General features: G+C 74.8%; 20 protein-coding genes. 5 read left to right on the top strand and 15 right to left on the bottom strand.

Annotation, left to right across the window (positions count from 1 at the left end; translation table 11 throughout):
* Positions 1–69 precede the first annotated feature (69 nt).
* Positions 70–1,638, top strand: a complete 1,569-nt coding sequence (gene lnt / locus AB0442_RS12025; protein ID WP_366162389.1) for an apolipoprotein N-acyltransferase — start codon at positions 70–72, stop codon at positions 1,636–1,638.
* 24 nt (positions 1,639–1,662) lie between these two features.
* Here lnt and AB0442_RS12020 read toward each other — a convergent pair whose 3' ends face one another.
* Positions 1,663–2,433 carry a VOC family protein gene (locus AB0442_RS12020; protein ID WP_366162388.1) on the bottom strand — a complete coding sequence of 257 codons (771 nt, stop codon included), beginning with the start codon at positions 2,431–2,433 and terminating at the stop codon, positions 1,663–1,665.
* Between the two features lies 1 nt (position 2,434).
* Positions 2,435–3,343, bottom strand: a complete 909-nt coding sequence (locus AB0442_RS12015) for an NADP-dependent oxidoreductase (protein WP_366162386.1) — start codon at positions 3,341–3,343, stop codon at positions 2,435–2,437.
* 205 nt (positions 3,344–3,548) lie between these two features.
* On the opposite strand from AB0442_RS12015, the gene ribA reads away from it, so the two are divergent.
* The 4 genes from ribA (at position 3,549) to AB0442_RS11995 (ending at position 7,707) form a co-directional block, all read left to right on the top strand.
* Positions 3,549–4,208: a GTP cyclohydrolase II gene (gene ribA / locus AB0442_RS12010; RefSeq protein WP_363541143.1), complete on the top strand. Its 660-nt coding sequence runs from the start codon at positions 3,549–3,551 to the stop codon at positions 4,206–4,208.
* 147 nt (positions 4,209–4,355) lie between these two features.
* Entirely contained in the window at positions 4,356–5,471 is a 1,116-nt protein-coding gene (locus AB0442_RS12005; RefSeq protein WP_366162384.1) for a chemotaxis protein, read from the top strand.
* Positions 5,472–5,730: 259 nt separating this feature from the next.
* Positions 5,731–6,408: an FxLYD domain-containing protein gene (locus AB0442_RS12000; RefSeq protein ID WP_366162383.1), complete on the top strand. Its 678-nt coding sequence runs from the start codon at positions 5,731–5,733 to the stop codon at positions 6,406–6,408.
* A gap of 75 nt (positions 6,409–6,483) precedes the next feature.
* Positions 6,484–7,707 carry an NAD(P)-binding domain-containing protein gene (locus AB0442_RS11995; RefSeq protein ID WP_366162382.1) on the top strand — a complete coding sequence of 408 codons (1,224 nt, stop codon included), beginning with the start codon at positions 6,484–6,486 and terminating at the stop codon, positions 7,705–7,707.
* A 35-nt stretch (positions 7,708–7,742) separates the two neighbouring features.
* Here AB0442_RS11995 and AB0442_RS11990 read toward each other — a convergent pair whose 3' ends face one another.
* The 13 genes from AB0442_RS11990 to AB0442_RS11930 form a co-directional block, all read right to left on the bottom strand.
* A complete protein-coding gene (locus tag AB0442_RS11990; protein ID WP_366162380.1) occupies positions 7,743–8,972 on the bottom strand; it encodes an ATP-grasp domain-containing protein in 1,230 nt (409 codons plus the stop codon).
* Positions 8,969–10,351, bottom strand: coding sequence for a hypothetical protein (locus AB0442_RS11985; RefSeq protein WP_366162378.1), 1,383 nt, complete (start codon positions 10,349–10,351; stop codon positions 8,969–8,971). Before AB0442_RS11985 ends, AB0442_RS11990 begins: the two co-directional genes overlap by 4 nt.
* 157 nt (positions 10,352–10,508) lie before the next feature.
* Positions 10,509–11,729, bottom strand: a complete 1,221-nt coding sequence (locus AB0442_RS11980) for an ATP-grasp domain-containing protein (RefSeq protein WP_366162376.1) — start codon at positions 11,727–11,729, stop codon at positions 10,509–10,511.
* A gap of 23 nt (positions 11,730–11,752) precedes the next feature.
* Complete coding sequence (locus AB0442_RS11975; protein WP_366162375.1) at positions 11,753–13,024, bottom strand: glycoside hydrolase family 16 protein; 1,272 nt, start codon at positions 13,022–13,024, stop codon at positions 11,753–11,755.
* Complete coding sequence (locus tag AB0442_RS11970) at positions 13,021–14,922, bottom strand: glycosyltransferase (protein ID WP_366162374.1); 1,902 nt, start codon at positions 14,920–14,922, stop codon at positions 13,021–13,023. Before AB0442_RS11970 ends, AB0442_RS11975 begins: the two co-directional genes overlap by 4 nt.
* A gap of 57 nt (positions 14,923–14,979) precedes the next feature.
* On the bottom strand, positions 14,980–15,792 hold the full coding sequence (locus AB0442_RS11965; protein ID WP_366162373.1) for a polysaccharide deacetylase family protein: 813 nt from the start codon (positions 15,790–15,792) through the stop codon (positions 14,980–14,982).
* The gene (locus AB0442_RS11960) at positions 15,789–16,757 is read right to left on the bottom strand and encodes a glycosyltransferase family 2 protein (RefSeq protein WP_366162372.1); all 969 of its coding nucleotides are present in this window, start codon (positions 16,755–16,757) and stop codon (positions 15,789–15,791) included. Before AB0442_RS11960 ends, AB0442_RS11965 begins: the two co-directional genes overlap by 4 nt.
* Positions 16,754–18,130: a hypothetical protein gene (locus tag AB0442_RS11955; protein WP_366162371.1), complete on the bottom strand. Its 1,377-nt coding sequence runs from the start codon at positions 18,128–18,130 to the stop codon at positions 16,754–16,756. Before AB0442_RS11955 ends, AB0442_RS11960 begins: the two co-directional genes overlap by 4 nt.
* Entirely contained in the window at positions 18,127–19,347 is a 1,221-nt protein-coding gene (locus tag AB0442_RS11950) for a glycosyltransferase (protein ID WP_366162370.1), read from the bottom strand. Before AB0442_RS11950 ends, AB0442_RS11955 begins: the two co-directional genes overlap by 4 nt.
* Positions 19,348–19,352: 5 nt before the next feature.
* Positions 19,353–20,663: a glycosyltransferase gene (locus AB0442_RS11945; RefSeq protein ID WP_366162369.1), complete on the bottom strand. Its 1,311-nt coding sequence runs from the start codon at positions 20,661–20,663 to the stop codon at positions 19,353–19,355.
* On the bottom strand, positions 20,663–21,496 hold the full coding sequence (locus AB0442_RS11940; RefSeq protein WP_366162368.1) for a glycosyltransferase family 2 protein: 834 nt from the start codon (positions 21,494–21,496) through the stop codon (positions 20,663–20,665). The genes AB0442_RS11945 and AB0442_RS11940 overlap by 1 nt, the downstream gene beginning before the upstream one ends.
* 298 nt (positions 21,497–21,794) lie before the next feature.
* The gene (locus tag AB0442_RS11935; protein ID WP_366162367.1) at positions 21,795–23,921 is read right to left on the bottom strand and encodes an EAL domain-containing protein; all 2,127 of its coding nucleotides are present in this window, start codon (positions 23,919–23,921) and stop codon (positions 21,795–21,797) included.
* Positions 23,918–24,724 carry an SAM-dependent methyltransferase gene (locus AB0442_RS11930; RefSeq protein WP_344625461.1) on the bottom strand — a complete coding sequence of 269 codons (807 nt, stop codon included), beginning with the start codon at positions 24,722–24,724 and terminating at the stop codon, positions 23,918–23,920. Before AB0442_RS11930 ends, AB0442_RS11935 begins: the two co-directional genes overlap by 4 nt.
* Positions 24,725–24,730: the final 6 nt, after the last annotated feature.

Genomic DNA, 24,730 nt, shown 5'->3' with positions numbered 1-24,730 from the left:
CCCCGTGCGCCGCCATTCGGGTGGCGCCGGTTGCGTTCGATCCGCGCCTCGGGTGCATACGATCTCCGCATGACGTTGCGCACGGCGTTGTCGCAGCCCGCCCGGTGGTACTCCCTCGCGGCCGGCGGGCTGCCGGTGCTGGCGTTCCCCGGCGCCGGCCAGGCCTGGCTGGCGTGGGTGGCGCTGGTGCCCGGGATGCTGCTGATGCGGGCGGCCCCGGGCGGACGCGAGGCCGCGGTGCGGGGCTGGTGGTTCGGGGCCGGGTTCATCCTGGTCGCGATGTACTGGCTGGTGCCGTCGATCGGGCCGGCGCTGCTGCCGCTGGCGGTGGTGTTCGGGGCGCTGCAGGCGGCGTTCGGCTTCGCGGTGCACCGGCTGCTGCACGGCCGGGTCGGGCCGCGGCGGGCGGCGGCCGCGCTGGTGGTGGTGCCGTCGGTCTGGGTGGCCTGCGAGTTCGCCCGGTCGTGGCACGCGCTGGGCGGTCCGTGGGCGCTGCTCGGGGCGAGCCAGTGGGAGCATCCAGCGGTGCTGGCGCTGGCGTCGGTGGGCGGGGTGTGGCTGGTCAGTGCCGTGGTGGTGGCCTGCAACACCGCGGTGGTGGTGCTGGTGGCGGGTCCGCTGCGGGTGCTGCCGGCGGCCGTGGTCGCGGGGTGCCTGGCGGCCGGGCCGGTGCTGTTCGCGCTGCTGCCGCCGCTCCCGCAGGGCGGCAGCGCGACGGTGGCGCTGGTGCAGCCCGGGCAGACGCCCGACGACGCCTCGCGGCTGGCGGCGAGCACCCGGATCACCCGCGGTCTGGCGGGCCGGCCGGTGGACCTGGTGGTGTGGGGCGAGTCCAGCACCACGGCCGACCTGGACCGGGAGGCCGCCGTGCTGGCCGGTCTGCGGTCACTGTCGGCGGCGACCGGTGCACAGCTGCTGGTCGGCGAGGACGCGCGCAAGGCGGACGGGCGGATCTCCAAGGACGCCGTGCTGGTGACCCCGGACGGCGTGGCGGCCCGCTACCGCAAGATCCGGCTGGTGCCGTTCGGCGAGTACATCCCGTTCCGCTCGGCGCTGGGCTGGATCGCGGGGGTGAGCAGGGCCGCGGGCGAGAACCGGGCGCCGGGTGCGGCGTTCCGGCTGCTGCCGGCGACCGACCGGGCCGGCTCCCCGATGCCGGTCGGTGCGCTGATCTGCTTCGAGTCGGCCTTCCCGGACATGTCGCGATCGGCGGCCCGGGACGGCGCGCCGCTGATCGTCTACCAGTCGGCCACCTCGACCTTCCAGCGGACGTGGGCGCCGGAGCAGCACGCCTCGCTGGGCGCGATCCGGGCGGCGGAGACCGGCCGGCCGGTGGTGCAGGCCGCGCTGACGGGCGAGTCGGTGGCGTACGACCGGCAGGGCCGGCGGCTGGCCCGGCTCGGCACGGACGGGTCGGGGGCGCTGGTGGTGCGGGTGCCGCTGGCGGAGCCGTCCGCGCTGACCTGGTACGACCGGCTGGGTGACTGGGTGCCGCTGGGGGCGGTGGCGGTGACCGCGGTGTCCGGTGCCGTGGTGGCGGTGCGCCGCGGCCGCCGGTCGGCGGGCGCCCCGGCCGCGGGCCCGGCGGACGGGGCGCAGCAGGAGGCCGGCCGGCCGGCGGCCCGCGGCCGGGCCTGAGCCGGCGGGCTCTCCCCGCCGCCGTCACTGCCCGGAGCCGCCGCCCGCGACGTGGATGCCGAAGATCGCACCCTGCGGGTCGTGCAGGACGGCGAGCCGCGGCCCGTCCGGCACGTCGGTGGGCGGCAGCGCGACGGTGGCGCCGAGGACGGCGGCGCGTTCGGTGGTGGTGTCCACGTCGGCGACCGCGAAGTACGGCATCCAGTACGGGCCGACGTCGGCGGGGAACTGGTCGGCCATGTCGGCCATGCCGCCGAACTCCCGGCCGGGCAGGCCCCACTGGGTGTACATCTCGCCGACGGTGACGCTCCAGCCGAAGACCCTCGGGTAGAACTCCTTGGCGCCGGCGGTGTCCCGGGTGGCGAGTTCGACCCAGCCGAGCGCGCCGGGCTCGTCGATCAGCGGGGTGCCGGTGAAGCCGCGGGCCTGCCAGAGCGCGAACACCGCGCCGGACGGGTCGGCGGCGACGGAGAAGCGGCCGAGGTCGAGGACGTCGGCGGGTTCCGTCACCAGCCGGCCGCCGGCGCCCCGGACGGCGGTGGCGGCGGCGTCGGCGTCGTCGACGGCGAAGGAGATCGTCCAGCTGGTGGGCTGCCCGGAGCGCTGGACGGGGCCGAGGCCGGCGACCGGGTCGGTGCCGAGCATCATCAGCGTGTAGCCGCCGGCCTCCGGGTTCGGGTCGACCTCGGTGCGCCAGCCGAACGTCTCGCGGTAGAAGGCCTTGGAGCCCTCCGGGTCGGTGGTGGAGATCTCCACCCAGCAGGGGGCTCCGAGCGCGGGTCTGTCGATTCTCATGTCACTCCACCACCAGGACGAGTTTGCCGCGGGCGTGTCCGGACTCGACCTCGGCGAGTGCCTCGGGAGCCCGGTCGAGGGGGTAGGTCGCGGTGATCCGCGGGTCGAGGCCGCCGGCCGCGACGAGTGCGGCCAGTGCGGCGAGCGCCTCCCGGCCGGGGTTGCGGCAGACGGCGCTGCCGCCGAGCGCGGCGGCGGTGTCGGGGTCGGCGGTGGACACCAGCCGGGTGCGGTCGGCGAGCACGGCGGCGGCCTCCCGCAGGTCCTCGCCGCCGATCAGGTCGAGGAGTCCGTCGACCCCGTCCGGGGCTGCGGCCCTGATCCGGTCGGCCACCCCTTCGCCGTACCGGACCTGGGTGGCGCCGAAGGAGGCGACCCAGTCGCGGTTGCGGTCGGCGGCGGTGCCGACCACCTTGACGCCGCGGGCGCGGGCGATCTGGGCGGCGGCGCTGCCGACGCCGCCGGCGACGCCGAGGACGAGCAGGGTGCGCCCCGGCTCCAGGGCGAGCTGCTCGACGGCGTCCCAGGCGGCGGCGCCCGCGACGGGAAGCGCGGCCGCCGTGGCGAAGGGGACCCCGGCGGGCTTGCGGGCGCTGACGGCGGCGTCCAGCAGGGCGTGTTCGGCGTAGCCGCCGGCCACCGTGACGCCGAAGACCTCGTCGCCGACGGCGAAGCCCTCGACGCCCGGCCCGACGGCCTCGACCACACCGGCGGCCTCGACGCCGAGGACGGCGGGCAGCGGGCGGTCGGTGCCGAGCCAGCCGTTGCGGATCTTCCAGTCGATCGGGTTGACCCCGGCCGCGCGGACGGCGATCTGCAGCCGGTCCGGCCCGGGGACGGGCACGGGGCGGTCCAGGAACTCCTGGTGCTCCGGGCCTCCGAACGCCCGGTATCCGAACGCCTTGGACATGCTGCTCCCTCGGGGTCGGCGACTTCCTTCCGCCCAGCTTGCTGGGCACGAGGCCGGGACGGCCGGGAATGGTGGGCCGAACGGGAGGTGTTGTGCGTGACGCAACGACAGTTGTTCAAATTGGAACCACAAGGTACGGTCTGACCCTGACCGACCGGTTCGAATGTGAACCACATCTGAACCACACCACCTCGGAGGCCCGGCCATGCCGCAGACCGACACCGCCCGGACGCCGCTGCCCGGCCCCGCCACCGTGCGTTCCCGGGTGCGCATCCCGCTGGCCTTCCCGGACGGCTTCCGGGTCGAGGCCGAGGTCTTCACCTTCCACGGCCTGGCGGACGGCGCCGAGCACCTCGCGCTCGCCCTCGGCGAGGTCGGCGGGACCCCGCTGGTGCGGCTGCACTCCGAGTGCCTCACCGGCGACGTCTTCGGCTCCGCCCGCTGCGACTGCGGCCCGCAGCTGCGCGAGTCCGCGGAGCGGATCGCCGAGGCCGGTGGCTACCTGCTGTACCTCCGCCAGGAGGGCCGCGGCATCGGCCTCTACAACAAGCTCGACGCCTACGCGCTGCAGGACGCCGGGCTGGACACCTACGAGGCGAACACCGCGCTCGGGCTGCCCGAGGACGGCCGCGACTACACCGCCGCCGCCCAGATGCTCACCACGCTCGGCGCGAGCGGCATCCGGCTGCTGAGCAACAACCCCGACAAGGCCGGCCAGCTGTCCCGGCTCGGCATCACGGTGGCCGAGCGGGTGCCGACCGGCGTCCACCTGTCCGAGAGCAACGTCCGCTACCTGCGCACCAAGGCGGACGGCACCGCGCGCACCCTCGGCCACGGCATCGAGTTCCTGTCGCTGGGCGCCTGACCGGGGTTCACCCGATCGGCGCAGGGCGCGCGCGGCGCCGGGGAGCGCGTGGAAGCGTCGGTCGGTGGGCCGCGCCATCCGTCGCTCCACCCCGCCCCGCGGCCCCGCCGGGCCCGCCCGGCGCGGACCGACCCCGGGAGAGCGCCCGTGGAAACCGACTCCCTCACCTCCGACACCCTGCGCGAACTGCGCAGCCCCCGGCCCTACCCGGCCGTCTCGCTGACCATGCCGACGCACCGCCGCGAGCCGGACAACGCGCAGGACGCGGTGCGGCTGAGGAACCTCCTCGCCGAGGCCGAGCGGCGGATCGACGCCGATCCGGAGGCCTCCCGGCAGGACCGCATCGACCTGCACAAGCAGCTCGAACAGGCGGTCGCCGAAGTGGACCTGCGGCACTCGCTGGACGGGCTGGTGGTGTACGCGACCACCGACGAGCACCAGGTGTGGAGCCTGCCGCGCGAGGTGCCCGAGCGGGTCGTGCTCAGCGACACCTTCCTGACCCGCAACCTGGTCGCCGCGAAGGCCCAGGAGCGCCCGTACTGGGTCATGGCGGTCGCCGCCGACCGGGCCACCCTGTGGGGCGGCGCGGGCCTCGTGCTGCACGAGCACGAGGCGGACGGCTTCCCGATGGAGGCGGAGGGCGTGGACTGGGACGTCCAGCGCGAGGAGCGCACCGGCGGCCAGCCCAGCACCTTCAGCGACGAGGAGACCCGGCGGTTCCTGCGCTCGGTGGACACCGCGCTCGGCGCCGTCCTCGCCGCGGACCGCCGGCCGCTGTTCCTGATCGGCCTGCCACAGGCGGTGTCCGCCCTGCAGGAGGTCGGCACCGCCGCGGGCGCGGCCGTCGCGACCGTGCTCAAGGGCGGCCTCACGGACGGCCCCGACCGCGTCCTGCTGCAGGAACTCGCCCCGGCGATGGCCCAGTTCGCCTCGCACGAGTCGGACCGGGTGAGCACCGCGCTGGACTCCGCACGCAGCCGCAAGGCCTTCGCCGCCGGCCTGGACGAGGTCTGGGAGGCCGTCTGCGAGGGACGCGTCGAGATGGTCGCCGTCGAGGAGCACTTCCAGCGGACGATGCGGCTCGCCGACGGCCACCTCGCCCCGGCCGACGACGACCGGCCCGGCGGCTGGGAGGAGGGCGTCCGCGAGGACATCGTCGACGAGCTCGTGGAGGCCGCGCTGGACAAGGGCGCCGAGGTGGTCTTCGTCCCCGACGACGACCTCACCGCGCACGACCGGATCGCCGCGGTGCTGCGCTACTAGCGCCTGCCTCGGGCAATCGGGTGGTTGATTCAGGTGCGCGGGGAACCGCGCAGTCCGGGGGCGGGCACCGTAGCGACATGGGCCGAGCCCGGATCCGCACGGCGATCCGCATCCGGGTCGCGCAGTTCCCCGCGCCCCTCACGGATACCCGTGCGCCGTTGAAGACGACCCGGGCGGCGCAGCCCTGCGCGCGGCGGGCCGCGGCGCGGCGGAGGCTGAAGGAGTTGTGCACCCCCGGCCGAGCGATCCAGGAGCCGCCATGTCCCCGCACTCCCGCCTGCGCCCCCTCACCGGGCCGACCGCCCGGGCCGGCGCGATCCTCGCCGCGGCGGCCGCGCTGACGGCCCTGGCCGCCGCGTGCAGCAGCTCGGAGAAGACGGTGGGCGGGATCAGCCCGGCGGTCGTGTCGGCCGCCGCGGAGGCCTCCCGGCACGCCGCCTCGGCCGCCGCCGAGGCCTCGGAGCTGACCGGCGAGGACGCCTCGGCGGCCGCGTCGAGCGCGGCGGCGCTGATCTCCGAGGCGGCCCTCGCCCGGGCCGCTTCCGCCTCGGCCGCGGCGGCCTCGGTGGAGTCCCGGGCGGCCGCCTTCGAGTCCTCGGTCTCCGCACAGATCTCGCAGGCCCGGCAGAGCGCCAGCGCCGCCCTGAGCGGGGTCGCCGGCACCGGCAACGCGATCGGCGACGTGGTGCTGACCGGGGTGCCCACCACCGCCACGGACGGCTTCCCCGCGGCCACCGTCACGATCACCAACTCGACCTCCCAGCCGGCGAGCTACGCCGTCCAGGTGGACTTCCTGGACTCCTCGGGCGCCACCGTGGAGACGGTCGTGGTCGGCACCTCGAACGTCGCACCGGGCGAGCGCCGCACGGTGCTGGCGCACGGTGACCAGAAGGTCGCGGCGGCCAGCGCCAAGGTCGCGCGGGCACAGCGGTTCTGACCCGGCCGGGGTGCCGACCGGGTGACACGGTCGCATCCTGGGACGGGGGTTGTTCGACGCCGGAGGTGGCCACTCATGCAGGGACGGGGAACGGTCGAGCCCGAGGCCGTCGTGATCGGAGCAGGCCCGTACGGGCTGGCGGCAGCGGCGCACCTGCGGGGCGCCGGTGTGGCCTTCCGGGCGTTCGGGGAGCCGATGGCGGGCTGGCGCGAGGGCATGCCCGCGGGGATGTTCCTGAAGTCGACACCACGGGCGTCCTGCATCTCCGACCCCTCGGGCCGTTACGGCTTCAACGACTACCGCCACCGCGCCGGCCGCGGCACGGTCGGCGACACCTACCCGATCCCGCTGGACGAGTTCGTCGAGTACGGCGAGTGGTTCCAGCGCGAGCGGGTGCCCGAGCTGGAACGGACGCAGGTCGCGCGGGTCGAGGGCGCACCGGGCGGGTTCCGGGTGACCCTGGAGGGCGGCGAGTCGGTGACGGCCCGCTCGGTGGTGGTGTCCACCGGTCTGCGGCCCTTCGCGTACCTGCCGCCCGAACTCGCCGCGCTCGCCGGGACGGACCTGTGCTCGCACACCAGCGAGCACGCCGACCTGGGGAAGTTCGCCGGGCAGCGGGTGGCCGTGGTGGGCGCCGGACAGTCGGCGCTGGAGAGCGCCGCCCTGCTGCACGAGGCCGGGGCCTTCCCCACCGTGGTGGTCCGCGGCCCGCGGGTGATCTACGGCGATCCGCCGGACGCCGACCTGCCGGCCAGCCGCCCGCTCACCGCGCGGATGACCCGCCCGTCGAGCGGTCTCGGCCCGGGGTGGGGCATGCGCGCCTACGCCGACATCCCCTGGCTGTTCCGGTTCCTGCCGGACGAGGCGCGGGCCGTCCGGGTGCGCAAGGTGCTCGGCCCGGCCGGCGCGTGGTGGCTGGAGGAGCGGGTGGACGGCCTCTTCCCGGTGCTCACGGGCCATCCGCTGGCGGCGGCGGAGGCGGTGGACGGCACCGTCCGGCTGAGCCTCGAAGGGCCGACGGAACTGCTGGAGGCCGACCACGTGCTGGCCGCCACGGGCTACCGGGCCGACGTGGCACGGCTCGCCGTCCTCGACGAGGGGCTGCGCCGGGCGATCCGCCGCACGGACGCGGGCGCGCCGCGGCTGGACCCGGGCCTCGAATCCTCCGTACCGGGCCTGTACTTCACCGGGCTGGCGGCGGCGGACACCTTCGGGCCGGTGATGCGGTTCGTCTTCGGGACGCGCTTCGCCGCCCGGCGGATCGCTCGCCGCATCACCACCCGCAGCACGGCTGCGTAGATTCGACGCAGCGGCCGACTGCGGTGGGCTGTGGCTCAACCGCGGTGCAGCCGGCGGGCGAACGCCCGGGGGGCGGTCCTCGCGGTCCTGGCGAGTTCGACGACGACGGGCAGGACGTCGTCACGGCAGATCCAGGCCCGTTCGGTCGCCCGGCGCGGCAGGAGGTCGCGCGGCGGCCGGCGTTCGGACCGGGCGGCGGCGAGCGCGGACAGCAGGTCCGTCCGGCCCGCCCGGAAGTTCCGGGGCAGTTGCGGACCCTGCGGGACGGGGCGCCCGGTGAGCGAGAGGTGCAGGGCGCGCACCACGTCCACGCCGTCCGCCGTCTCGAAGAGGCGGAACTGGGCCCCCTGCCGGGGGTTGAAGTCCACCAGCTTGTACCTGCCGTCGCGCAGGTCGAGCCGCCAGTCCAGGTCGGCGATGCCGCTGAAGCCCACCTTCTTGCACAGCCCGGCCGCGAGGTCGGCGAGTTCCGGGTTGTCGACCGAACGCGCCAGGGTGGTGAAGCCGCCGCCGGGCGGCCAGCCGCGTTCCTTCAGACCGGTGAAGACGGCCAGCGGCTCGCCGCCGGGTCCGCAGCAGAGATGGGTGAACCAGTCCTCCGCGCACGCCGACGGCAGGTACTCCTGGGCGAGCACCGAGAGCGGCCCGTCCGACGGGACGAGGGCCAGCAGTTCCGCCTCGTCCCGCACCACCGTGCTGTTGCCGACCACGGGCTCGGCCAGCCGGGAGAACGGCGCGAGGTTCTTCAGGACCAGCGGGTATCCCAGGTCCCGCCCGACCGCCACGAGTTCCCCGCGGTCCGCGGGCGTGGTGGTGCGCGGCGCGGGGACGTCGTGCTCCTGGCAGATGCGGTACAACGCGCCCTTGTCGGCGAGCCGCCGGGGCAGGTCCGCGGGGACCGGGGGGAGCAGGAAGTACGGGGAGAGTTCCTCGGCGTGCTCGGCGAGCAGCACCGCCGACTCGTCGTCGGTGGCCACCGCGACGCTTCGGCGGCCCACCTGCCGGCCGACCGAGCGGACCATGTCGACCAGGTGCTCGACCGGTTCGCCGCCGGTGGTCGACCGGACGTACACGCCCCGGAGGTAGCGCGACACGGCGGTCGGAGTGTGCCGGCCCTCGACCACGGCGTACACCGGAACGCCGAGCCGTCCGAAGGAGCGGACGGCCGCGATCGGGCTGTGGGAGAACGGGTAACGGCCGATCCGGACCATCACCACCGGCACCCGGCGGTCGAGATCGGGCAGGATCTCGCGTGAGGCACTCATGCCGGACTCCCTTGTGTTCGTGGCGCGGGCAGCCATCGCGGCAGCCCCACCAGCAGTGGCACGGCCAGTGCGCAGGCGGAGATCAGCCAGGCCAGGCCGACCCCGGTCAGACCGAGCGGGGGCAGCAGCCCGACGACGAGCGCGATGACCAGGACGGAGAAGGTGACCTGGAGGACGACCAGCCGTCTCAGGTCGCGACGGACCCGGGCCACCTCGATGGCGATGCCGAGCAGCACATTGGGCAGGGCGGACAGGGCCATCAGGCGGAGCACGGTGGTGCCCTGCGCCGAGTAGGCCGCGCCGAACGGGAGGAGCAGCCACGGTGCCGCTGCCACCACCACCGCGGTCGCGGCGGCCACCAGCAGGCCGGCGTGGCGCAGCATCCGGCGTCCGTGCTCGGCGAGCCGCTCGGGGTGGCGCGCGCCCTCCACGACCAGCGAGCCGCCCATGCTCGCCACCGCCACGTAGAAGGTGCTGGCGATGATGTACGCCAGCGAGTAGTAGGCGTTCTGCTCGGCCCCCAGCCGGTCGAGCACGATCAGCGGGACGACGGTGCCGGTGGTCACGCCCGCGACCTTGCCCACGTAGTCGGCGGTGGCGTAGCGCAGCACCCGCTGCGGTCGGGGGGCGCCGGCGGTGTCGGCCCGCTGGTGGGCCGGGATGGCCCGGCGGAACAGCACGACGTTGGTCACGGCGATCGAGACGATCAGGGCGATCGACCAGGACAGCAGGATGCCGGTGCCGATCGCCAGCACGGCGCAGCCCGCCAGGAGGCCGGCCTTGACCACGTTGAACAGCGCGTTCTCGCCCATGACCCAGCCGGGCCGGCGCAGGCCGGTGAGCGCGCCGTCCTGGAGCACGAAGATCGAGTAACCGGCCGTGGCCACGACGAAGGAGCCGATCAGCACCGGGCTGCGCAGGAAGCCGAGTTCGGGCGAGATCCACGGGATCAGCACCAGGAAGCCGACCGCCGCCAGGCCCGAGACCCCCGCGCTGACGCCGTAGCAGCGCAGCACCAGCCAGCGGGTGTGGCGCCCGGCCACCGGGACGAACCGGACGAGGACGTCGCCGAGGTTGAGCCGGCCGAGCCCGGACAGCAGCCCGGCCACCGAGAGCACGGCCGAGCTGCGGCCGACGGTGCCGACGCTGTACCACCGGGTGGCGAGGACCCAGAAGACCGCGCCGAGCACCGCCGCGAGCACCGCGCTGCCGGCCAGCAGATGGCCGTTGCGGATCAGCGGTTCGGCGGTGCCTGAGCCCCGGGCGCCCCCGATCCTGGCCCTCAGACGGGCGAGGCGCGAACACCGGCAGGGCAGCGTCGGCGGGCAGGAGCACCGCCGTGCGGGCGCGGTCGAGCGGAAGGCGGACACCGGCATCACGCCCGCCGTCCTCCGCCTGCGGACGCCCCGGTCGGGACCCGGGCGCGATCGGCGGCGGTCAGGAGGTCCTTCATGATTTCCACCCATCGTCCGGGTCTGACGGGACGGCACTCCCAGGGGCCGGTGAGCCGGCTCCTCCGGCCGGCCCGTATCCGCGTCATGAGCGGAGTGCGGAGCGCAGGAGGCGGTACGGGGCGGGGAGGCCGAAGCGCAGGACGGCCATCGCCGCGGGTGCCGGGTCGTCGGCGGCGAACCAGGCGTGCTCGGTGTTGGGTTCGGGCCACAGGCCCCACGGGCGGCGGCGGTCCGTCCAGGCACTGGCGGCGGCCGACAGGGTGTCGAGGCGGCCCATCCTGAAGCGGCGCGGGAGTTGCGGCCCGGCGGGGACGGTCCGGCCGGTCAGCGACAGGTGCAGGGCCCGGACGACGTCCACCCCGTCCACGGTCTCGAAGAGGCGGAACTGGGCGCCGTTGCGGGGGTTGAAGTCCACCAGGTTGTAGCGGCCGGTGCGGCGGTCGTAGCGCCAGTCCAGGTCGGCCGTGCCGCAGTATCCGATGGCTCGGCAGAAGTCGCCTGCGATGGCGGCGAGTTCGGGGTTTCGGCGGGTGTGGCCGCGGGTCGTCACGCCGGTCTCGGGCGGCCAGGAGCGGTCCTTGACGCCGGTGAAGACCACCAGCGGCTTGCCGCCCGGGCCGCAGCACAGGTGGGTGATCCAGTCCTCGGCGGCGGTCTGCGGGACGTATTCCTGGAGCAGGACCGACAGCGGGCCGTCCGGCGGGCAGGCGGCCGTCAGCGCCGCCTCGTCGGGGACGACCGTGGTGTGGCTGACCGCCGGACTGGCGAGCCGGGTGAACGGGGCGAGGTTCTTCAGCACGACCGGGTACCCCCACCTGCGGGCCGTCGCGAGCAGTTCGGCGCGGTCGGCGGGGGTGCAGGCGCGGGGTGTGGCCACGCCGTACCGGCGGCAGAGCTCACCCAGGGCCCCCTTGTCCGCGAGGCGGCGCGGCAGCCCGGCCGGGACGGGCGGCAGCAGGAAGTGCGGCGCCAGTTCCTCCTGGTGCTCGGCGAGCAGCACGGCCGCCTCGTCGTCGGTGGGCACCGGGATCGTCGGCCGGCCGATCGCCCGGCCGGCCGTCAGCAGGGCGGCGACCAGCACCTCGGCGGGCTCGCGGCCGGTGCTCGGTCGGACGAAGGCCCGGCGCACGTAGCGCGAGACGGCCGTCGGGGTGAGCCGGTCCTCGACCAGGGCGTACACCGGGACGCCGGCCCGGCCGAGCGAGCGGGCGGCGCCGGTGGCGCCGTAGGCGTCGGGGTACCGCCCGACCTTGACCAGCAACACGGGGACCTCGCGGTCCAGTTCGGGTCCGTGGGCCTGCATCGGTGTCCACCTCCTCGGACGGTTCAGCGCTGCCAGACGGCGACCCAGCCGACCTTGAGTGCGGCCGAGTCGGTACCGGGCGGCGGTGCGGTCTGGAAGCCGACCGCCAGGTTGAGCACGAGTTCCATCGGCACGTGCGGGATCGCCGCGGGTTCGGTGACCTGGAAGCGCTGGACGCCGTCGACGTACCAGGTGACCGAGTCGGGCTGCCAGTCGACGGCGAAGACGTGGTACCCCCCGGCGAAGTCGGCCGGGCCGTAGCGGTTGCCGATGTGGGTGTCGCTGCCGTCGGCGGCCCGCCAGTGCAGGTTGGAGTCCACGCGCGCGGAGGTGTTGATGAACTCCGCGATGTCGATCTCGGGCGGGGTGCCGCGGGTGTCGGCCGGGATCAGCCAGAACGCCGGGAACATGCCCTCGGCCGCTGCGGGTACCTTGAGGGCGGCCGCGAACCAGCCGTAGGTGAAGGTGTGCCGCGGCGCGCCGTCCCAGTGGTCGCGGCCGGTGCTGACCATGCCGGAGGTCCACGGGTAGGTCTTCCCGTCGGTGCCCTTGGTCGTCCGGCGGTCGGCGGTGAGGGTGAGGTCCCCGTCGGCGACGGAGACCTGGCCGGGCAGGTACCACTGCAGTTCGTGGTTGCCGGCGTTGGTGCACCCGTGGTCGTTCCAGTCGTAGCAGGTGGCCCAGTCCGCGGTGTTCAGGCGGGAGCCGGTGAAGTCGTCGTGGAAGACCGGACGCCAGGGCCCGGGCGGTGTCGGCGGGGCGGTCGCCTCCTGGGTGCTCGGCCCGGCCGCCTGCGCCTGCGACGCCGGGGAGGTGAGCGCGATCGGGTCGCTGCAGGCGGTGGCGCCGGCCAGCACGCAGGCCGCGGCCAGGGCGCCGGCCCGCAGTGCCGAGCGGTCGAGCCGACCGGGTGACGGCGGCCCCTCCCGGGTCGAGCGGGTCGCCGGGTCGGGCGGCGGCCGGCGGCTCGGATACGGCAGCACCAGCAGGGTGGTGAGCACCGCCAGCACCAGCAGGGCCCGGCGAGCGGTGAACGTGTGGGTGAGCAGCAGGGGGGCGGCGGTCACCGCCGCGAGGGAGGCGCTGCACGCGATCGCGGGGACGACGGCCGCCGCCGGCGTGTGCCGGCTGCGGGCGGGCCAGCGGCAGCGCAGGACCAGCGCCGTGCCCGGGACCACCAGCAGGGCGACCGCCGTGGTGCCGACCCGCACTGGGCCGGCGGGCAACGCGGTGGCGGCGACGGCGGCCCAGGCGAGCAGGGCGGGCGCGATCCGCAGGGACCGGTCGGCAGTCACGGTTGCCTCCCGTTCTGCTGGGGCTGGTCCACCGGTCCCCCGGCCGGGGCGACCTCCTTGGGTCCGTCGGCGGAGGGCGCGACGTACTGGTAGACCACGGCGTCGGGGCCCGTGTAGACGGCGCGGAACTCCGGGGAGCCGGCCGCGAGGTCGGCCAGTCTCCGGACGGTGTCCTCGGGCAGCACGCCCGTCAGGCGGAGGGCCGCGGCCTGGGCACGGGTGAGCACCAGATAGGACGGGCCGGCTACCACAGGGGTGGTCAGCTGCTGCCGCAGCACCGGCAGCGGGTCGGCCAGCATGCTGCGCAGGTAGGCCTCCGGGAACTGGCTGAGCGCCGTGCGGGTGCGGTCCTCGTAGTTCATCTCGCCGCCGGGGAGGTCACCGGTGACGGAGACGATGCGGGTGCCGGCCGGGGCGTCCACGGTGACCCGTTGGAGTGCCGCGACCTCCCCCGGGCTGAAGTAGTTCATCGCCTCCTTGCTGTAGTAGTTGCCGAACATGCCGATGGCGAGCGCGGCCGCCGCGACGGCGGCGAGGGCGCGGTGCAGGACGGGCCTGCGTCCGCTGCGCAGGACGACCGTGCCGGCCAGGAAGGCCGTCGCCGGGAGGACGAAGAGGTACGCGCGCAGGATCATCTCGCCGCCGTAGCTGTTGCCGAGCAGGAGCGGCAGCGGGCCGAACAGCACGGCGATCAGGCCGGTGCGGCGGATCCAGCGCTGTGAGACCAGCGCGACGACGGCGAGCAGCCCGAGCACCGCGCACATGCCGAGGGAGAGCCGGGAGACCATCGCCTGGTCGGACGCGATGGTGCCGAGTCTCAGTTGCCCCGGCGGGCGGACGTTGTTGTTGGTGGCGCTGAGGCCGGCGATCAGCTGGTTGGCGTTCTGCGCGAGGTACGTGTGGGCGACCGTGTAGTCCCAGGCGAAGGTCATCGCGACGGCTGCGCCCAGCACCGGCATGACGGTCCGCCGGTTGCGGCGGGGCAGGCTCAGCAGGGCGAGGACGCTGATCGTCATGACCGGGGTCAGCGGGTGCGAGACGACGATGCCGGCGAGGACCACCACGACCACGGCGAACCAGCCCAGCCAGGGGGTCCGGGCGGAGAGCGCGGTGGCTGCGGGCGGCCCTTCGGCCGCGGCCTCGGCGGCGCGGCGGGCGGCCGCCAGCCGGCCGAGCACCAGCGCGAGCAGCAGCACGTACAGCAGGAAGGCGAACGCCTGCGGCGAGAAGTAGTCCTGGCCGACCCAGGAGACGGAGTAGAAGAGCCAGACCCCGCCCCAGACCAGCCGGCGGCTGTCCGTGAGCGCGCGGTAGAGCAGCAGCAGCGGGCCGAGCAGCATCAGGTTGGCGAGCACCGGGTACCAGGAGGCGTAGCCGAGTGCGGAGTGCAGACCGGTGGCCCGCAGGAAGAGCACGTTGAGCTGGAAGAAGCCCGGCCACTCGTTGTAGATCTCCAGCCCGCCGGCGTTCGGCACGGTGCCGTTGTGCCGGAGCATGGCGTCGACCACCGCGATGTGCTTCCACGCCCACGCGTAGCGCAGCGTCGGGTAGAGCACGCTCGGGGTGGCGTGGATCATCATGATCAGTGCGACGACGTAGGCGGCGCACCAGCCCTGCGGGATGCGTGGCCGGTAGAGCACCGCGAGGAAGCCGGCGAGCAGGACGACGAACCCGGCCCAGTAGGTCGGGGGCAGGACCTGGAGCAGGCCGAGGTCGCCCATCCGGTCGAGGCGGGCGCCGCGCAGGGCGAGCACCCAGAGCGCCAGGGCGGTGGGCAGGGCGCCGACGGCGAGCCAGGCGGCCGGGCCGCGTCCGCCGAGCGCGCGGGCCAGCAGCACTGCGGGCGGGCGGCGCTGCACCGGCGGACCGGTCACGTCTGCGATCTGTTGGTCGACCATCGGTGGGCCCTCTCGGGGCAGTGGCGTGTCGCGGGATGGGGCGGGCACGGCGGGCGGTCAGTCCTTGGGGGGGCCGCCGACCGGTGCGCCGATGAAGCGGGTGAACCGGCGGTAGGTCCGCCAGCCGCGGGTGTAGAGGCTCTCCCGGACGGGGCCGATGCGGCTGCCCCGGCCGGCCGTCCAGTCGTCGAAGACGTTCTGCGGGGTGTCGCTGCGGACCATCAGTCGGCAGATCCGCATCGGGTCGTCGGTCGCGGAGCTGAACTTGTTCTCCACGGCCGTGGCGGACGTCCAGCCGGCGGCGCGGACCTGGCGGCGGACGGCGGGGCTGGAGTAGCCGTGCGGGTAGGCGAAGGCGGTGACCGGATGTCCCACCGCGTCCTCCAGCCGCTTCTTGCTGCCGACGATCTCGTCGGTGCGGCGCTGTCCGTAGACGGTGTCGAGCTGGGCATGGGTCTGGGAGTGGCCGCCGATCTCCACGCCGACCGCGTCCAGGGTGCCCACCTGGCGCCAGTTGAGCACCCGCCAGTCGGGCAGCAGGCTGCCGGTGGGCCGTCCGCCGGGCGGGTGGATCGCGCCGACCGTCACATAGAGGGTGGCGGGGAGGCCGCGCTCGGTGAGGATCGGGGCGACCGTCCAGTAGAAGTCGGCGAAGCCGTCGTCGAAGGTGAGCACGGCGGCGTTCGGAGGCGGCGGCGGGCCGCCGTGCAGAGCGCTGACCAGCCGGCGCAGCGGGACGACGGTCAGGCCGGCGTCCGCGATCCGGTCGAGCTGCTCCCGGAACGTCTTCGGGGAGACCGTGTAGGGCGCCAGCCAGTCCGGCGGGTCGTCCGACACGGAGTGGTAGAGGAAGACGGGGACGGCTCTCATCGCGGACTCCTTGCCGGCCGGAGGGCGGGCACGGACGACCGGGACAGCAGCGCGGCGGCGCGGCCCACGGTGTAGCCCAGCAGGGTGATTCCCGCGCCGGCGCAGAGTGCGCCCGCGGAGCGGAGGTCGGCCCGGCGCAGGCTGCGCAGCACGGCCGCGGGCAGGGTGTGCCGCAGGTAGCGACGCTCGGAGGCGAGCGCGGGGCGCGGTCCGGTGTGCCGGGCGACGACGGCCTTGGAGCGGCCCTCGGCGTAGCAGCGGGCCCGGAAGTACGCCCAGGTGGCGCGGGCCGGCGGCACGTGGTGGTGGACGACGGCCGCCGGGTCGTAGCGCAGCTGCGCCTGCGGGTGGCGGGCGGCCAGCCGCAGGCAGAACTCGGTCTCCTCGCAGCCGACCGGCCGGGTGCCGATCCGTCCGAGGTCGAGCCGGAAGCCGCCGGCGGCGACCGCCTCGACCCGCCGGAAGGACATGTTGGCGCCGGTGAAGTTCCGGATCATCGCGGGCCGCTCGGGCAGGCCGCGGTAGGAGCAGCCGACCACCCAGTCGAACTCGCCGGGGAACCATCCGGGCCGGCCGGTCTCCCAGCGGGGGCGGACGAGGCCGCCGACGCCGAGCACCGCGGGGTCGCGGTAGCCGGCGAGCAGCCGGTCGGCCCAGTCGGGTGCGGCGACCGCGTCGTCGTCGAGGAAGGCGACCACGTCGCCCCGGACCGCCCGGACGCCGGTGTTCCGTGCCCCGGACAGGCCGCGTCGCTGCTCGTTGCGGACGACCCGGACGCCGGGCCAGTGCTGCTCGGCACGGCGGGCGAGTTCGGGGCAGTGGTCGACGACCAGGACGAGTTCCTCCGGTGGCCGGTGCTGCCCGCGGACGGAGTCCACGGCGGCGCACAGGTCGTCCCAGCGGTCCAGGGTGTAGGCGCAGATGACGACCGACAGACTGGTGTGCGTGTCCGGCACAGTGTTCATGCCCGACTCCCTTCGGGGCTCCTCATCCAGCGTGGCAGAGTCAGCAGCAACGGCACTGCGACGGCGCAGCAGGCGATCAGCCAGGCCAGGCCGACGCCGGTCAGTCCGTGCCGCGGCAGCAGGAGGGCGGTCAGGCCGACCACCAGAACGCAGTGGGCGAACTGGATGACGATCAGCCGGCGCAGGCGGCGGCGCACCCGGGCGACGTCGATCGCGACGGTGATCAGCACGGTGGGCAGCGAGGCGAGCGCCATCAGCCGCAGGGCGGGGGTGCCGTAGTGGGCGTACTCGGGTCCGAACAGGCCCAGGATCCACGGTGCGGCGGCGACCACGACGGCGGTGGCGGCGAGCACCAGCAGGCCCGCGTGGCGGAGCATCCGCCCGGCGAGCTCGGGGAGCCGCTCGGGCGCGTGGGCCCCCTCGACGACGAGGGAGGCGCCCATGCTGAAGACCGCGATGTCGAAGGTGTCGGCGATGATCCAGGCCAGCGAGTAGTAGGCGTTCTGGGCGGCACCGAGCTGGGCGAGCACCATCAGCGGCAGGACGGTGTAGGTGGCGATGCTGGCGAGTTTGCCCACGTAGTCGGCGCCGGTGTAGCGCATCACCCGGCGGGGCATCGGGACGCCCTCGCGGTCGGCCCGCTGATGGGCCGGGATCGCGTGGCGGAAGAGCACGAAATTGGCGGTGGCGACGGCGAGCAGCAGGGCGACGGCCCAGGAGGTGAGGATGCCCGTACCGATCGCGAGGGCGGAGCAGACGGCGAGGGCGCCGACCTTCGCGGCGGCGAAGATCGTGTTCTCGCCGAGCACCCAGCCGGTGCGGCGCAGGCCGGTGAGCGCGCCGTCCTGCAGGTCGAAGATGGAGTAGCCGGCGGCTGCGACGACGAAGGCGGCGGCGAGCAGCGGCGAGCGCAGGAAGTCCAGGCTGGGGGCGACGATCGGGATCAGCAGCAGGAAGGTGCCGGCCGCCAGTGCGCTGAACACGCCCGCGACGGCGTAGCAGCGCAGCACGAACCGTCCGGTGTGGCGGCCGGCCCGGGGAACGAACCTGACGAGGACCTCGCCGAGGTTGAAACGGCCGATCCCGGACATCAGGGCTGCGACGGAGAGCGCCGCGTAGCTGGTGCCGACGGTCTCGGCGCTGTACCAGCGGGTCGCGAAGATCCAGAACAGCGAGCCCAGCCCGGCCGAGAGCACGGCGCTGGCGGCCAGGATGTGCCCGTTGCGCAGCAGCGGTTCACCGGCCGTCCGGCGGGCCACCGCACGGATGCGGGCGCGCAGCAGAGCGGTGTAGGAGCACTCGCAGGGCAGCGGCAGCGGGCACGAGCACGGGCGGGCGGCTGCCGTGCGGCGGGAGGTGAGTTCGGGGATCACGGCCGGGCTCCGGTCGGCATGGTGCGCTGGCGTCCGCGGCTGACGAGGTAGACGAGCGGCCCGACGAGCAGCCCGCAGCGCTGCAGCCGGACGAGTTCGCGCGGGGAGACCGCGCCGGGGCGCCGGCCGGGGGCGCTCGGGAGCGCCTTCGGCAGGCCGCGGACGAGGTCGGCCAGCAGGGCCGGTCGCCGGAGGACGGCGGCGGCGAGGTAGGCGCCGTAGCCGACGCCGTAGCCGTACACCTGGGCGCGGAGGGCCGAGGGGGTGCGGCGGTGGCGGTGCCAGACCAGTGCGTCGGGCGCGTAGGCGACCAGCCGCCCGGCGGTGAGCACGCCGAGGAAGGCCAGCAGGTCCTCGCCGCCGCGGGTCGGGGTGCCGGCGCCGGTGGCCCGGTCGAAGCCGCCGATGGTGCGCAGGACGTCGGTGCGGAAGGCCATGTTGGCGCCGGTGCCGAAGCGGCTGACGGTGAAGGGGACGGGCGGGTCGTCGCCCTGGTCGGCGATCGACCAGGTGCGCGGGGCGAAGCCGCGGGTGAAGCCGCAGTGGCGCTCGAAGGCCACCTGGGCGGGCGTGTCCAGCTCGGCGGGCAGCACCAGGCCGGTGACGCAGCCGATCCGGGGGTCGGCACGGAAGGCCTCCAGCAGGGCGCGCAGCCATCCGGCGTCGGGCAGGGCGTCGTCGTCGGTGAAGGCGCACACCTCGCCGGTCGCGGCGGCGACGCCGGTGTTGCGGGCCCGCGCGAGGCCGGGCACCGGTTCGCGCAGGTAGCGGATCCGGTCGCCGTAGCGGTCGCGGACCAGGTCGTGGGTGGTGAGGTCGGTGGGGGCGTTGTCGACCAGCAGCAGCTCGGCGTCGGCGGGTGCGGCCCGCAGCAGCGCGTCCAGGCAGCGCGGCAGCAGTTCGGTGCGGTCGCGGGTGCAGACGATGACGCTGAGCGTCGGGAGCGGGGCGGCAGTGGGCGGCGCGGATACGGGGGTGGCGCCGAGTCCGGTGCCGGCGGCGAGCAGAGCGGCGCGCAGGCCGGGGGTGTCGCCGGGGGCGGCCGTCGTCGTGACGAGACCGAGGGGGTGGCCGTGCCGCCGGACAAGGGCGAGCACCGGGCCGCCCGCGGGCGGCGGGGCCGCCGCGCCGCCGGGGACCCTCAGCTCGGAGGGGTGGGCCAGGTCGAGGTCGACGACCGCGGCCGGCGGGTCGGGCAGGACGGGGGCGGTGGGCACGTCGATCACCCTCCGACCCGGGCGCCGCGCTGGTGCCAGACACTGCGCAGGTAGCCGAAGGGTCCGTACACCAGGCCCTGCAGCTCGCGCCGCCCGAGGCCGGGCACCGGCTCGGGGCCGCGGTTCTCGGTCGTCCGCCGGCGGTGGACGGCCTGCCACTGCCACAGGCCCCGGGGGAGCCGGCGGAGCAGGTCGCCGAGCACCTCGGGCCGGTGCGCGACCGCGGCGGCCAGGTAGGCGCCGAAGCCCACCCCGAAGTTGAAGATCTGCCGGGCCAGCGCCTCGTCGGTGCGCGGGTGGCTGTGCCAGACGATCGCCTCCGGCTGGTAGGCGATGTCGTGGCCGCCGTTGTAGACGGAGAAGAAGGCGTAGAGCTCTTCGCCGCCGCGGGCCGGCGTGCCCGCGCCGGTGGCCGGGTCGAAGCCGCCCACGGCACGGAGCACCTCCGTCCGGAAGGCCATGTTGGCGCCGGAACCGAAGCGGCCGACGGAGAAGCGCTGCAGGGGGTCGGCGGTCGCGTCGCGCAGCGACCAGCTGCGGGCCGCGAAGCCGCGGGAGTAGCCGCCGTAGCTCTCCAGCGCGGCTTGGGCGGCGGTGTCGAGCTCGGCGGGCAGCACCAGGCCGGTGACGCAGCCGATCCGCTCGTCGTCCTGGAACGTCTCGGCGAGGGCGGTGACCCAGCGGCGGTCCACGACGAGGTCGTCGTCGGCGAAGGCGCAGACCTCGCCGCGGGCCGCCGCGAGACCGGTGTTCCGTGCACGGGCCGAGCCCTGGACCGGTTCGCTCAGGTAGCGGACCCGGTCGCTGTAGTGCTCCAGCACCATGTCCCGGGTGTCGGTGCCGTCGGGGGCGTTGTCCACCACGACGACGTCGGTGTACGGGTAGTCGGTGCGCAGCAGCGAGTCGAGGCAGCGGCGCAGCAGGTGCGGGCGGTTGCGGGTGCAGACCACCACGGTGACGGTCGGCGGGTCCGCGGGCACCCGCGGCGGCCCGGTCCGGCGGGGACGCGCCGCGGGTGTCGCGGTGGACAGGGAGGGAACGCGCAGTTCCCGGTGAGCGGCTTCGACCAGCGCCCGGCGCAGCGTGGCGGGATCGCCTGCCATGCCGGTGGCCTGGACCAACCCGAGCGGGTGTCCGTGCAGCCGCACCAACGCCAACACGCGGCCTTCCGGGTCGACGGGGCCGAGACCGCCGGGCGAATGCAGCCGCCCGGGCTCGTCCAGGTCCAGCTCGACCACCCGGACGGGGGTGTAGAGCGATTCTCGTGCGGCTGGGCGCGGGCAGGCTGCCGGGGTGCGCCGGTCGTAGCCATTCATCACCGCTCCCCCACGGCAACGGGCGCCGCGGACCTGGCTCCGGGACGCTCGGCGATCAGCGTCCGCAGCACCCGGCGGCCGTCGGAGACGGCGTGGAGGTGCGAGCGACCGCTGCGGCGGGGAAGTTCGAGGCTCGGGACCTCGGCGATGCGGAGACCCGAGCGGAGGGCGTGCGCGATCATCTCGGCCTCGATCTCGAAGCCGGACGAGCGCAGCCGGAGTTCGTCGAGGAAGTTGCGGTTGAACGCGCAGTAGCCGTAGCAGAGGTCGGTCAGCACCGTGTGGTACAGCCGGTTGACCACGGCGATCAGGGCGCGGTTCCCGAGGGCGCGGATGCGGGTGAGGTCGAGCGATCCGCCGCCGGCGATGCAGCGCGAGCCCTTGACGAAGTCGTACCCGTTGTCGAGGAAGTGCAGGTAGTGCGGGATCTCGCCGGGCCACATCGAGCCGTCGGCGTCCATCATGACGATGTACTCGCCGGTGGCGGCGGCGAATCCGGTGCGCAGGGCGTTCCCCTTGCCCGGGCCGGTCTGCTGGACGTTGCGCACGGTCGGCAGGCAGTGCCGCGCCATGGCGAGGGTGGCGTCGCTGGAGGAGCCGTCGACCAGGATGACCTCGTCCACGCAACGGGGGATCTGCTCGAACACCCAGGGGATGTTGCGGGCCTCGTTGTGGGCCGGCACGACCAGGCTGACGGTGTGCCGGGGGGCGAGGTCCCCGGCCCGGCGCATGGGCTGCGGTGCACCCTCCGGCCTGTCGGTGGCTCGGCGCATGGGCCGGCCGTTGGTCATCGGGTACGGCTGGTGCGGGTCGGAAGACGCAGTGGTGCTCATCGCGAGCGGCCTCTCCGGAGGCGGCAGGGCACAGGGGTGCCCGCGGAAACGGGATGGAGACGGATCAACGACGCTCGGGCTGCGTCCCCCGCGGCCTCGGTGAGCCCCCCGGGCCCTGCCCTCGGAATGCGTCGGTCGTCTCGGGCGCACGCGGCGCCGACGGTGACGGCCGGTACCTGGCGTCCCGCCGTAGCGGTACCGGTTGCAGCCATCATCCTCACGGCGGTCACGCCGAGTCAAGGACTTTGGGAGGGTTTATCTGAATTGCCCGATTTTTCGACGGGCAGTCGACGGTCCCTCACTCGGCGAGGTCGACCGTCTCCGACAGGTTGGCCTCGGCGATCCGGCGGGCGATCTCGCCGGGGCGGACGGGGCGGCCGAAGTGCCACCCCTGCGCCCAGTCGCAGCCCATCAGCCGCAGCCGCTCGGCGTCGGCGCGGTTCTCCACGCCCTCGGCGGTGACGGTCAGCCCGAGGGTGTGCGCGAGCGAGACGAGTCCGCTGACGATCCGCCAGCCGAGGTGGGTGTCCTTGGCCGGGTCGTGCAGGTCGCCGACGAAGGAGCCGGCGATCTTCAGCCCGGAGACCGGAAGGTCGCGCAGGTAGGCGAGGTTCGACCAGCCGGTGCCGAAGTCGTCCACGGCCAGCGAGACGCCGAGGTCGACCAGGCCGTGCAGCGACTTGAGCGCCTCGTCCTCGGGGCCGACCACGGTGGACTCGGTGATCTCCAGCTGCAGCTTGCCGGGCTGCAGACCGCTCGCCCGCAGGATGCGGTCGAGGTCGGCGACCAGCCCGGCGTTGCGGGCCTGACGGACCGCCAGGTTGACGTTCAGCTGCGGCGCCCGGTCGCCGAACCGGCGCACCCAGTCGGCCGCCTGACCGCAGGCCTGCTCCAGCACCCACCGCCCGAGCGGCATGATCAGACCGGTCTCCTCGGCGGTGCCGACGAACTCCTCGGGCCCGAGCACGCCGAGCTGCGGGTGACGCCACCGCACCAGCGCCTCGACCGCGGCGAGCGATCCGTCGGCGAGGTTGACCAGCGGCTGGTAGTCGATGAAGAACTCCCCGCGGTCCAGCGCGGAGGGCATCCGCACGGACACCGCGTACCGGCTGACCGCGCGGGCGTTCTCCTTGGGGTCGAAGAGCGTCCAGCGGCCGCGGCCGGCCTCCTTGGCCCGATAGAGCGTCAGGTCCGCGGCCCGTACCGCGGCACCCGGGGTGGTGGTGGCGACCCGGCGTTCGAGGACGCCGACGCTGGCGCCGACGGCGAGCTTGTGGTCGCCGACGATCACCGGCTTGGCCAGCGCGGCGAGCACCGTCTTGGCCGCGGCCACCGCCTCCTGCTCGCCCCGGCAGTTCTCCAGCAGCACCACGAACTCGTCGCCGCCGAGCCGGGCCACCATGTGCCCGAGCGGGGTGAGCGCGGCGTCCAGCCGGCTGGCGACCGCCGTCAGCAGCTGGTCGCCCATGTCGTGGCCGAGGCTGTCGTTGACCACCTTGAAGCCGTCGAGGTCGACGTAGCACAGACCGAACCGGGCACCCGGCTCCGGCTCCTCGAAGAGCCGCTCCAGCCGCTCGAAGAAGGCGGCCCGGTTGGGCAGGCCGGTGAGCGGGTCGTGGGTGGCCTGGTGGCGCAGCCGCTCCTGCAGGCGGTAACGGTCGGTGATGTCCTCCAGCATGGCGACCTGGTACTTGGGCACGCCGTCCGCGTCGCGGATCAGCGAGACGGTCAGGTGCGTCCAGACCACCTCGCCGTCGCGCCGGTAGTACGGCTTGTCGACCTGGAAGTACTCGCGCTTGCCGCTGATGAGGTCGCCGTAGGCCTCCCACACGCCCGGGGTGTCCTCGGGGTGGACGAGGTCGCCGACCCGGCGGCCCGCCATGTCCTCCGTGCCGACCCCGAAGATCTCCCCGATGGCCTTGTTCACGGCCAGGATGTTGCCCTCGACGTCCCCGATGCCGATGCCGATCGCCGCGCTCTCGAACAGCGCACGGAAGCGGGCCTCGGACTCGCGCAGGGCGCGCTCCACGCCGTGCCGGGCGGTGTCCGCGGCCAGCCGGATCGCCTCCTGCTCGCGCAGCGTCCGCTCGCGCAGGGCCGCGGCCCAGCCGGCCGCGAAGGCGCCGGAGAGCATCGGGCCGACGCCGTCGGCGGCGGGCTGCCGGTGCAGGATCTCGACCGCCCGGGCCAGCACCTCCGGGTCGGTGAAGTGCGCGTCGACCAGCAGCGCGCCGGCCTGCCGGGCGGGCACGGGGTCGAAGGGCCGGGCACGGCGGGCCCGGTCGAGCAGCTCGGCGGTGCGGTCGACCAGGCTGTCGACGACCCGCGGGTGCACCGCACCGCCGTGGTTGCCGCCGAGCAGCCGGGCCCACTCCGCGCGCAGGCCCTCCGTGCTGCCGGCCCCCACCGGCAGCCCGCCGCTCACGGGAGTCGTCCGACGCCGGCCACGCCCGTCATCCGCTCCGGATGCGGGCCGACCTCCTGCGGATCGTCCGGACGCCATTCGGGGAGGTAGACCACCCCGGGCTCGACCAGCTCGAAGCCGTCGAAGAAGGCCTCGATGGCCTCCCGGCCGCGCATGGTGAGCGGGGTCGGGGTCTTCCGGTAGAGGTCCTGGTGGGAGCCGGCCTGGTCGGGACGGCCCTCCAGCGAGGCGTGCGAGAGCACCAGGGCGCTGCCGGGCGGCAGCGCGTCGCGCAGCGCGGCGACCAGCTTGTGCGGGTCGTCGGACTCCGGCACGAAGTGCAGCACCGCGACGAGCAGCACCGCGACCGGCTCGCCCGCCGCGAGCAGGCCGCTCACCTCGGGACGGGCGAGGAGGTCGTCGACGTGGCGCAGGTCGGCCTGGACGACGCTGCTGAGCGGGTCGTCCTCCAGCAGCAGGCGGCTGTGCGCCACGGCGACCGGGTCGTTGTCGACGTACACCACGCGGGCGTCGGGGGCCGTCCGGCGGGCGGCCTCGTGGACCGGGCCGAAGGTGGGGATCCCGGAGCCGATGTCCAGGAACCGGGTGATGCCGGACTCGGCGAGGTACTGGACGGCCCGCCGAAGGAACGCCCGGTTGGCCCGCATGATCCGCGGGAGCTCCGGCCAGAGCTCCACCGCCTTGCGGGCCATCTGCCGGTCTGCCTCGAAGTTGTGCGAGCCGCCGAGGTAGTAGTCGTACATGCGGGCCGCGTTGGGCTTCTCGAGGTCTGTTCCGGCGGGCACCCAGTTCGGTTGCCGCATGACGGC

The organism is Kitasatospora sp. NPDC085895 (assembly GCF_040702125.1).
GTDB classification, from domain to species: Bacteria; Actinomycetota; Actinomycetes; order Streptomycetales; family Streptomycetaceae; genus Kitasatospora; species Kitasatospora arboriphila.
Note: the sequence above shows the minus strand (reverse complement) of the source record. Positions and strands in the feature narration are given on the sequence as shown.

What these genes read in the sequence shown, in the direction of transcription:
- lnt (WP_366162389.1), top strand. Translation starts at nt 70, where the DNA reads ATGACGTTGCGCACGGCGTTGTCGCAGCCCGCCCGGTGGTACTCCCTC.
- AB0442_RS11930 (WP_344625461.1), bottom strand. Translation starts at nt 24,724, where the DNA reads ATGCGGCAACCGAACTGGGTGCCCGCCGGAACAGACCTCGAGAAGCCC.
- AB0442_RS12015 (WP_366162386.1), bottom strand. Translation starts at nt 3,343, where the DNA reads ATGTCCAAGGCGTTCGGATACCGGGCGTTCGGAGGCCCGGAGCACCAG.
- AB0442_RS11990 (WP_366162380.1), bottom strand. Translation starts at nt 8,972, where the DNA reads ATGAGTGCCTCACGCGAGATCCTGCCCGATCTCGACCGCCGGGTGCCG.
- AB0442_RS12020 (WP_366162388.1), bottom strand. Translation starts at nt 2,433, where the DNA reads ATGAGAATCGACAGACCCGCGCTCGGAGCCCCCTGCTGGGTGGAGATC.
- AB0442_RS11980 (WP_366162376.1), bottom strand. Translation starts at nt 11,729, where the DNA reads ATGCAGGCCCACGGACCCGAACTGGACCGCGAGGTCCCCGTGTTGCTG.
- AB0442_RS11960 (WP_366162372.1), bottom strand. Translation starts at nt 16,757, where the DNA reads ATGAACACTGTGCCGGACACGCACACCAGTCTGTCGGTCGTCATCTGC.
- AB0442_RS11940 (WP_366162368.1), bottom strand. Translation starts at nt 21,496, where the DNA reads ATGAGCACCACTGCGTCTTCCGACCCGCACCAGCCGTACCCGATGACC.
- AB0442_RS11995 (WP_366162382.1), top strand. Translation starts at nt 6,484, where the DNA reads ATGCAGGGACGGGGAACGGTCGAGCCCGAGGCCGTCGTGATCGGAGCA.
- AB0442_RS11970 (WP_366162374.1), bottom strand. Translation starts at nt 14,922, where the DNA reads ATGGTCGACCAACAGATCGCAGACGTGACCGGTCCGCCGGTGCAGCGC.
- AB0442_RS12000 (WP_366162383.1), top strand. Translation starts at nt 5,731, where the DNA reads ATGTCCCCGCACTCCCGCCTGCGCCCCCTCACCGGGCCGACCGCCCGG.
- AB0442_RS11965 (WP_366162373.1), bottom strand. Translation starts at nt 15,792, where the DNA reads ATGAGAGCCGTCCCCGTCTTCCTCTACCACTCCGTGTCGGACGACCCG.
- AB0442_RS11945 (WP_366162369.1), bottom strand. Translation starts at nt 20,663, where the DNA reads ATGAATGGCTACGACCGGCGCACCCCGGCAGCCTGCCCGCGCCCAGCC.
- ribA (WP_363541143.1), top strand. Translation starts at nt 3,549, where the DNA reads ATGCCGCAGACCGACACCGCCCGGACGCCGCTGCCCGGCCCCGCCACC.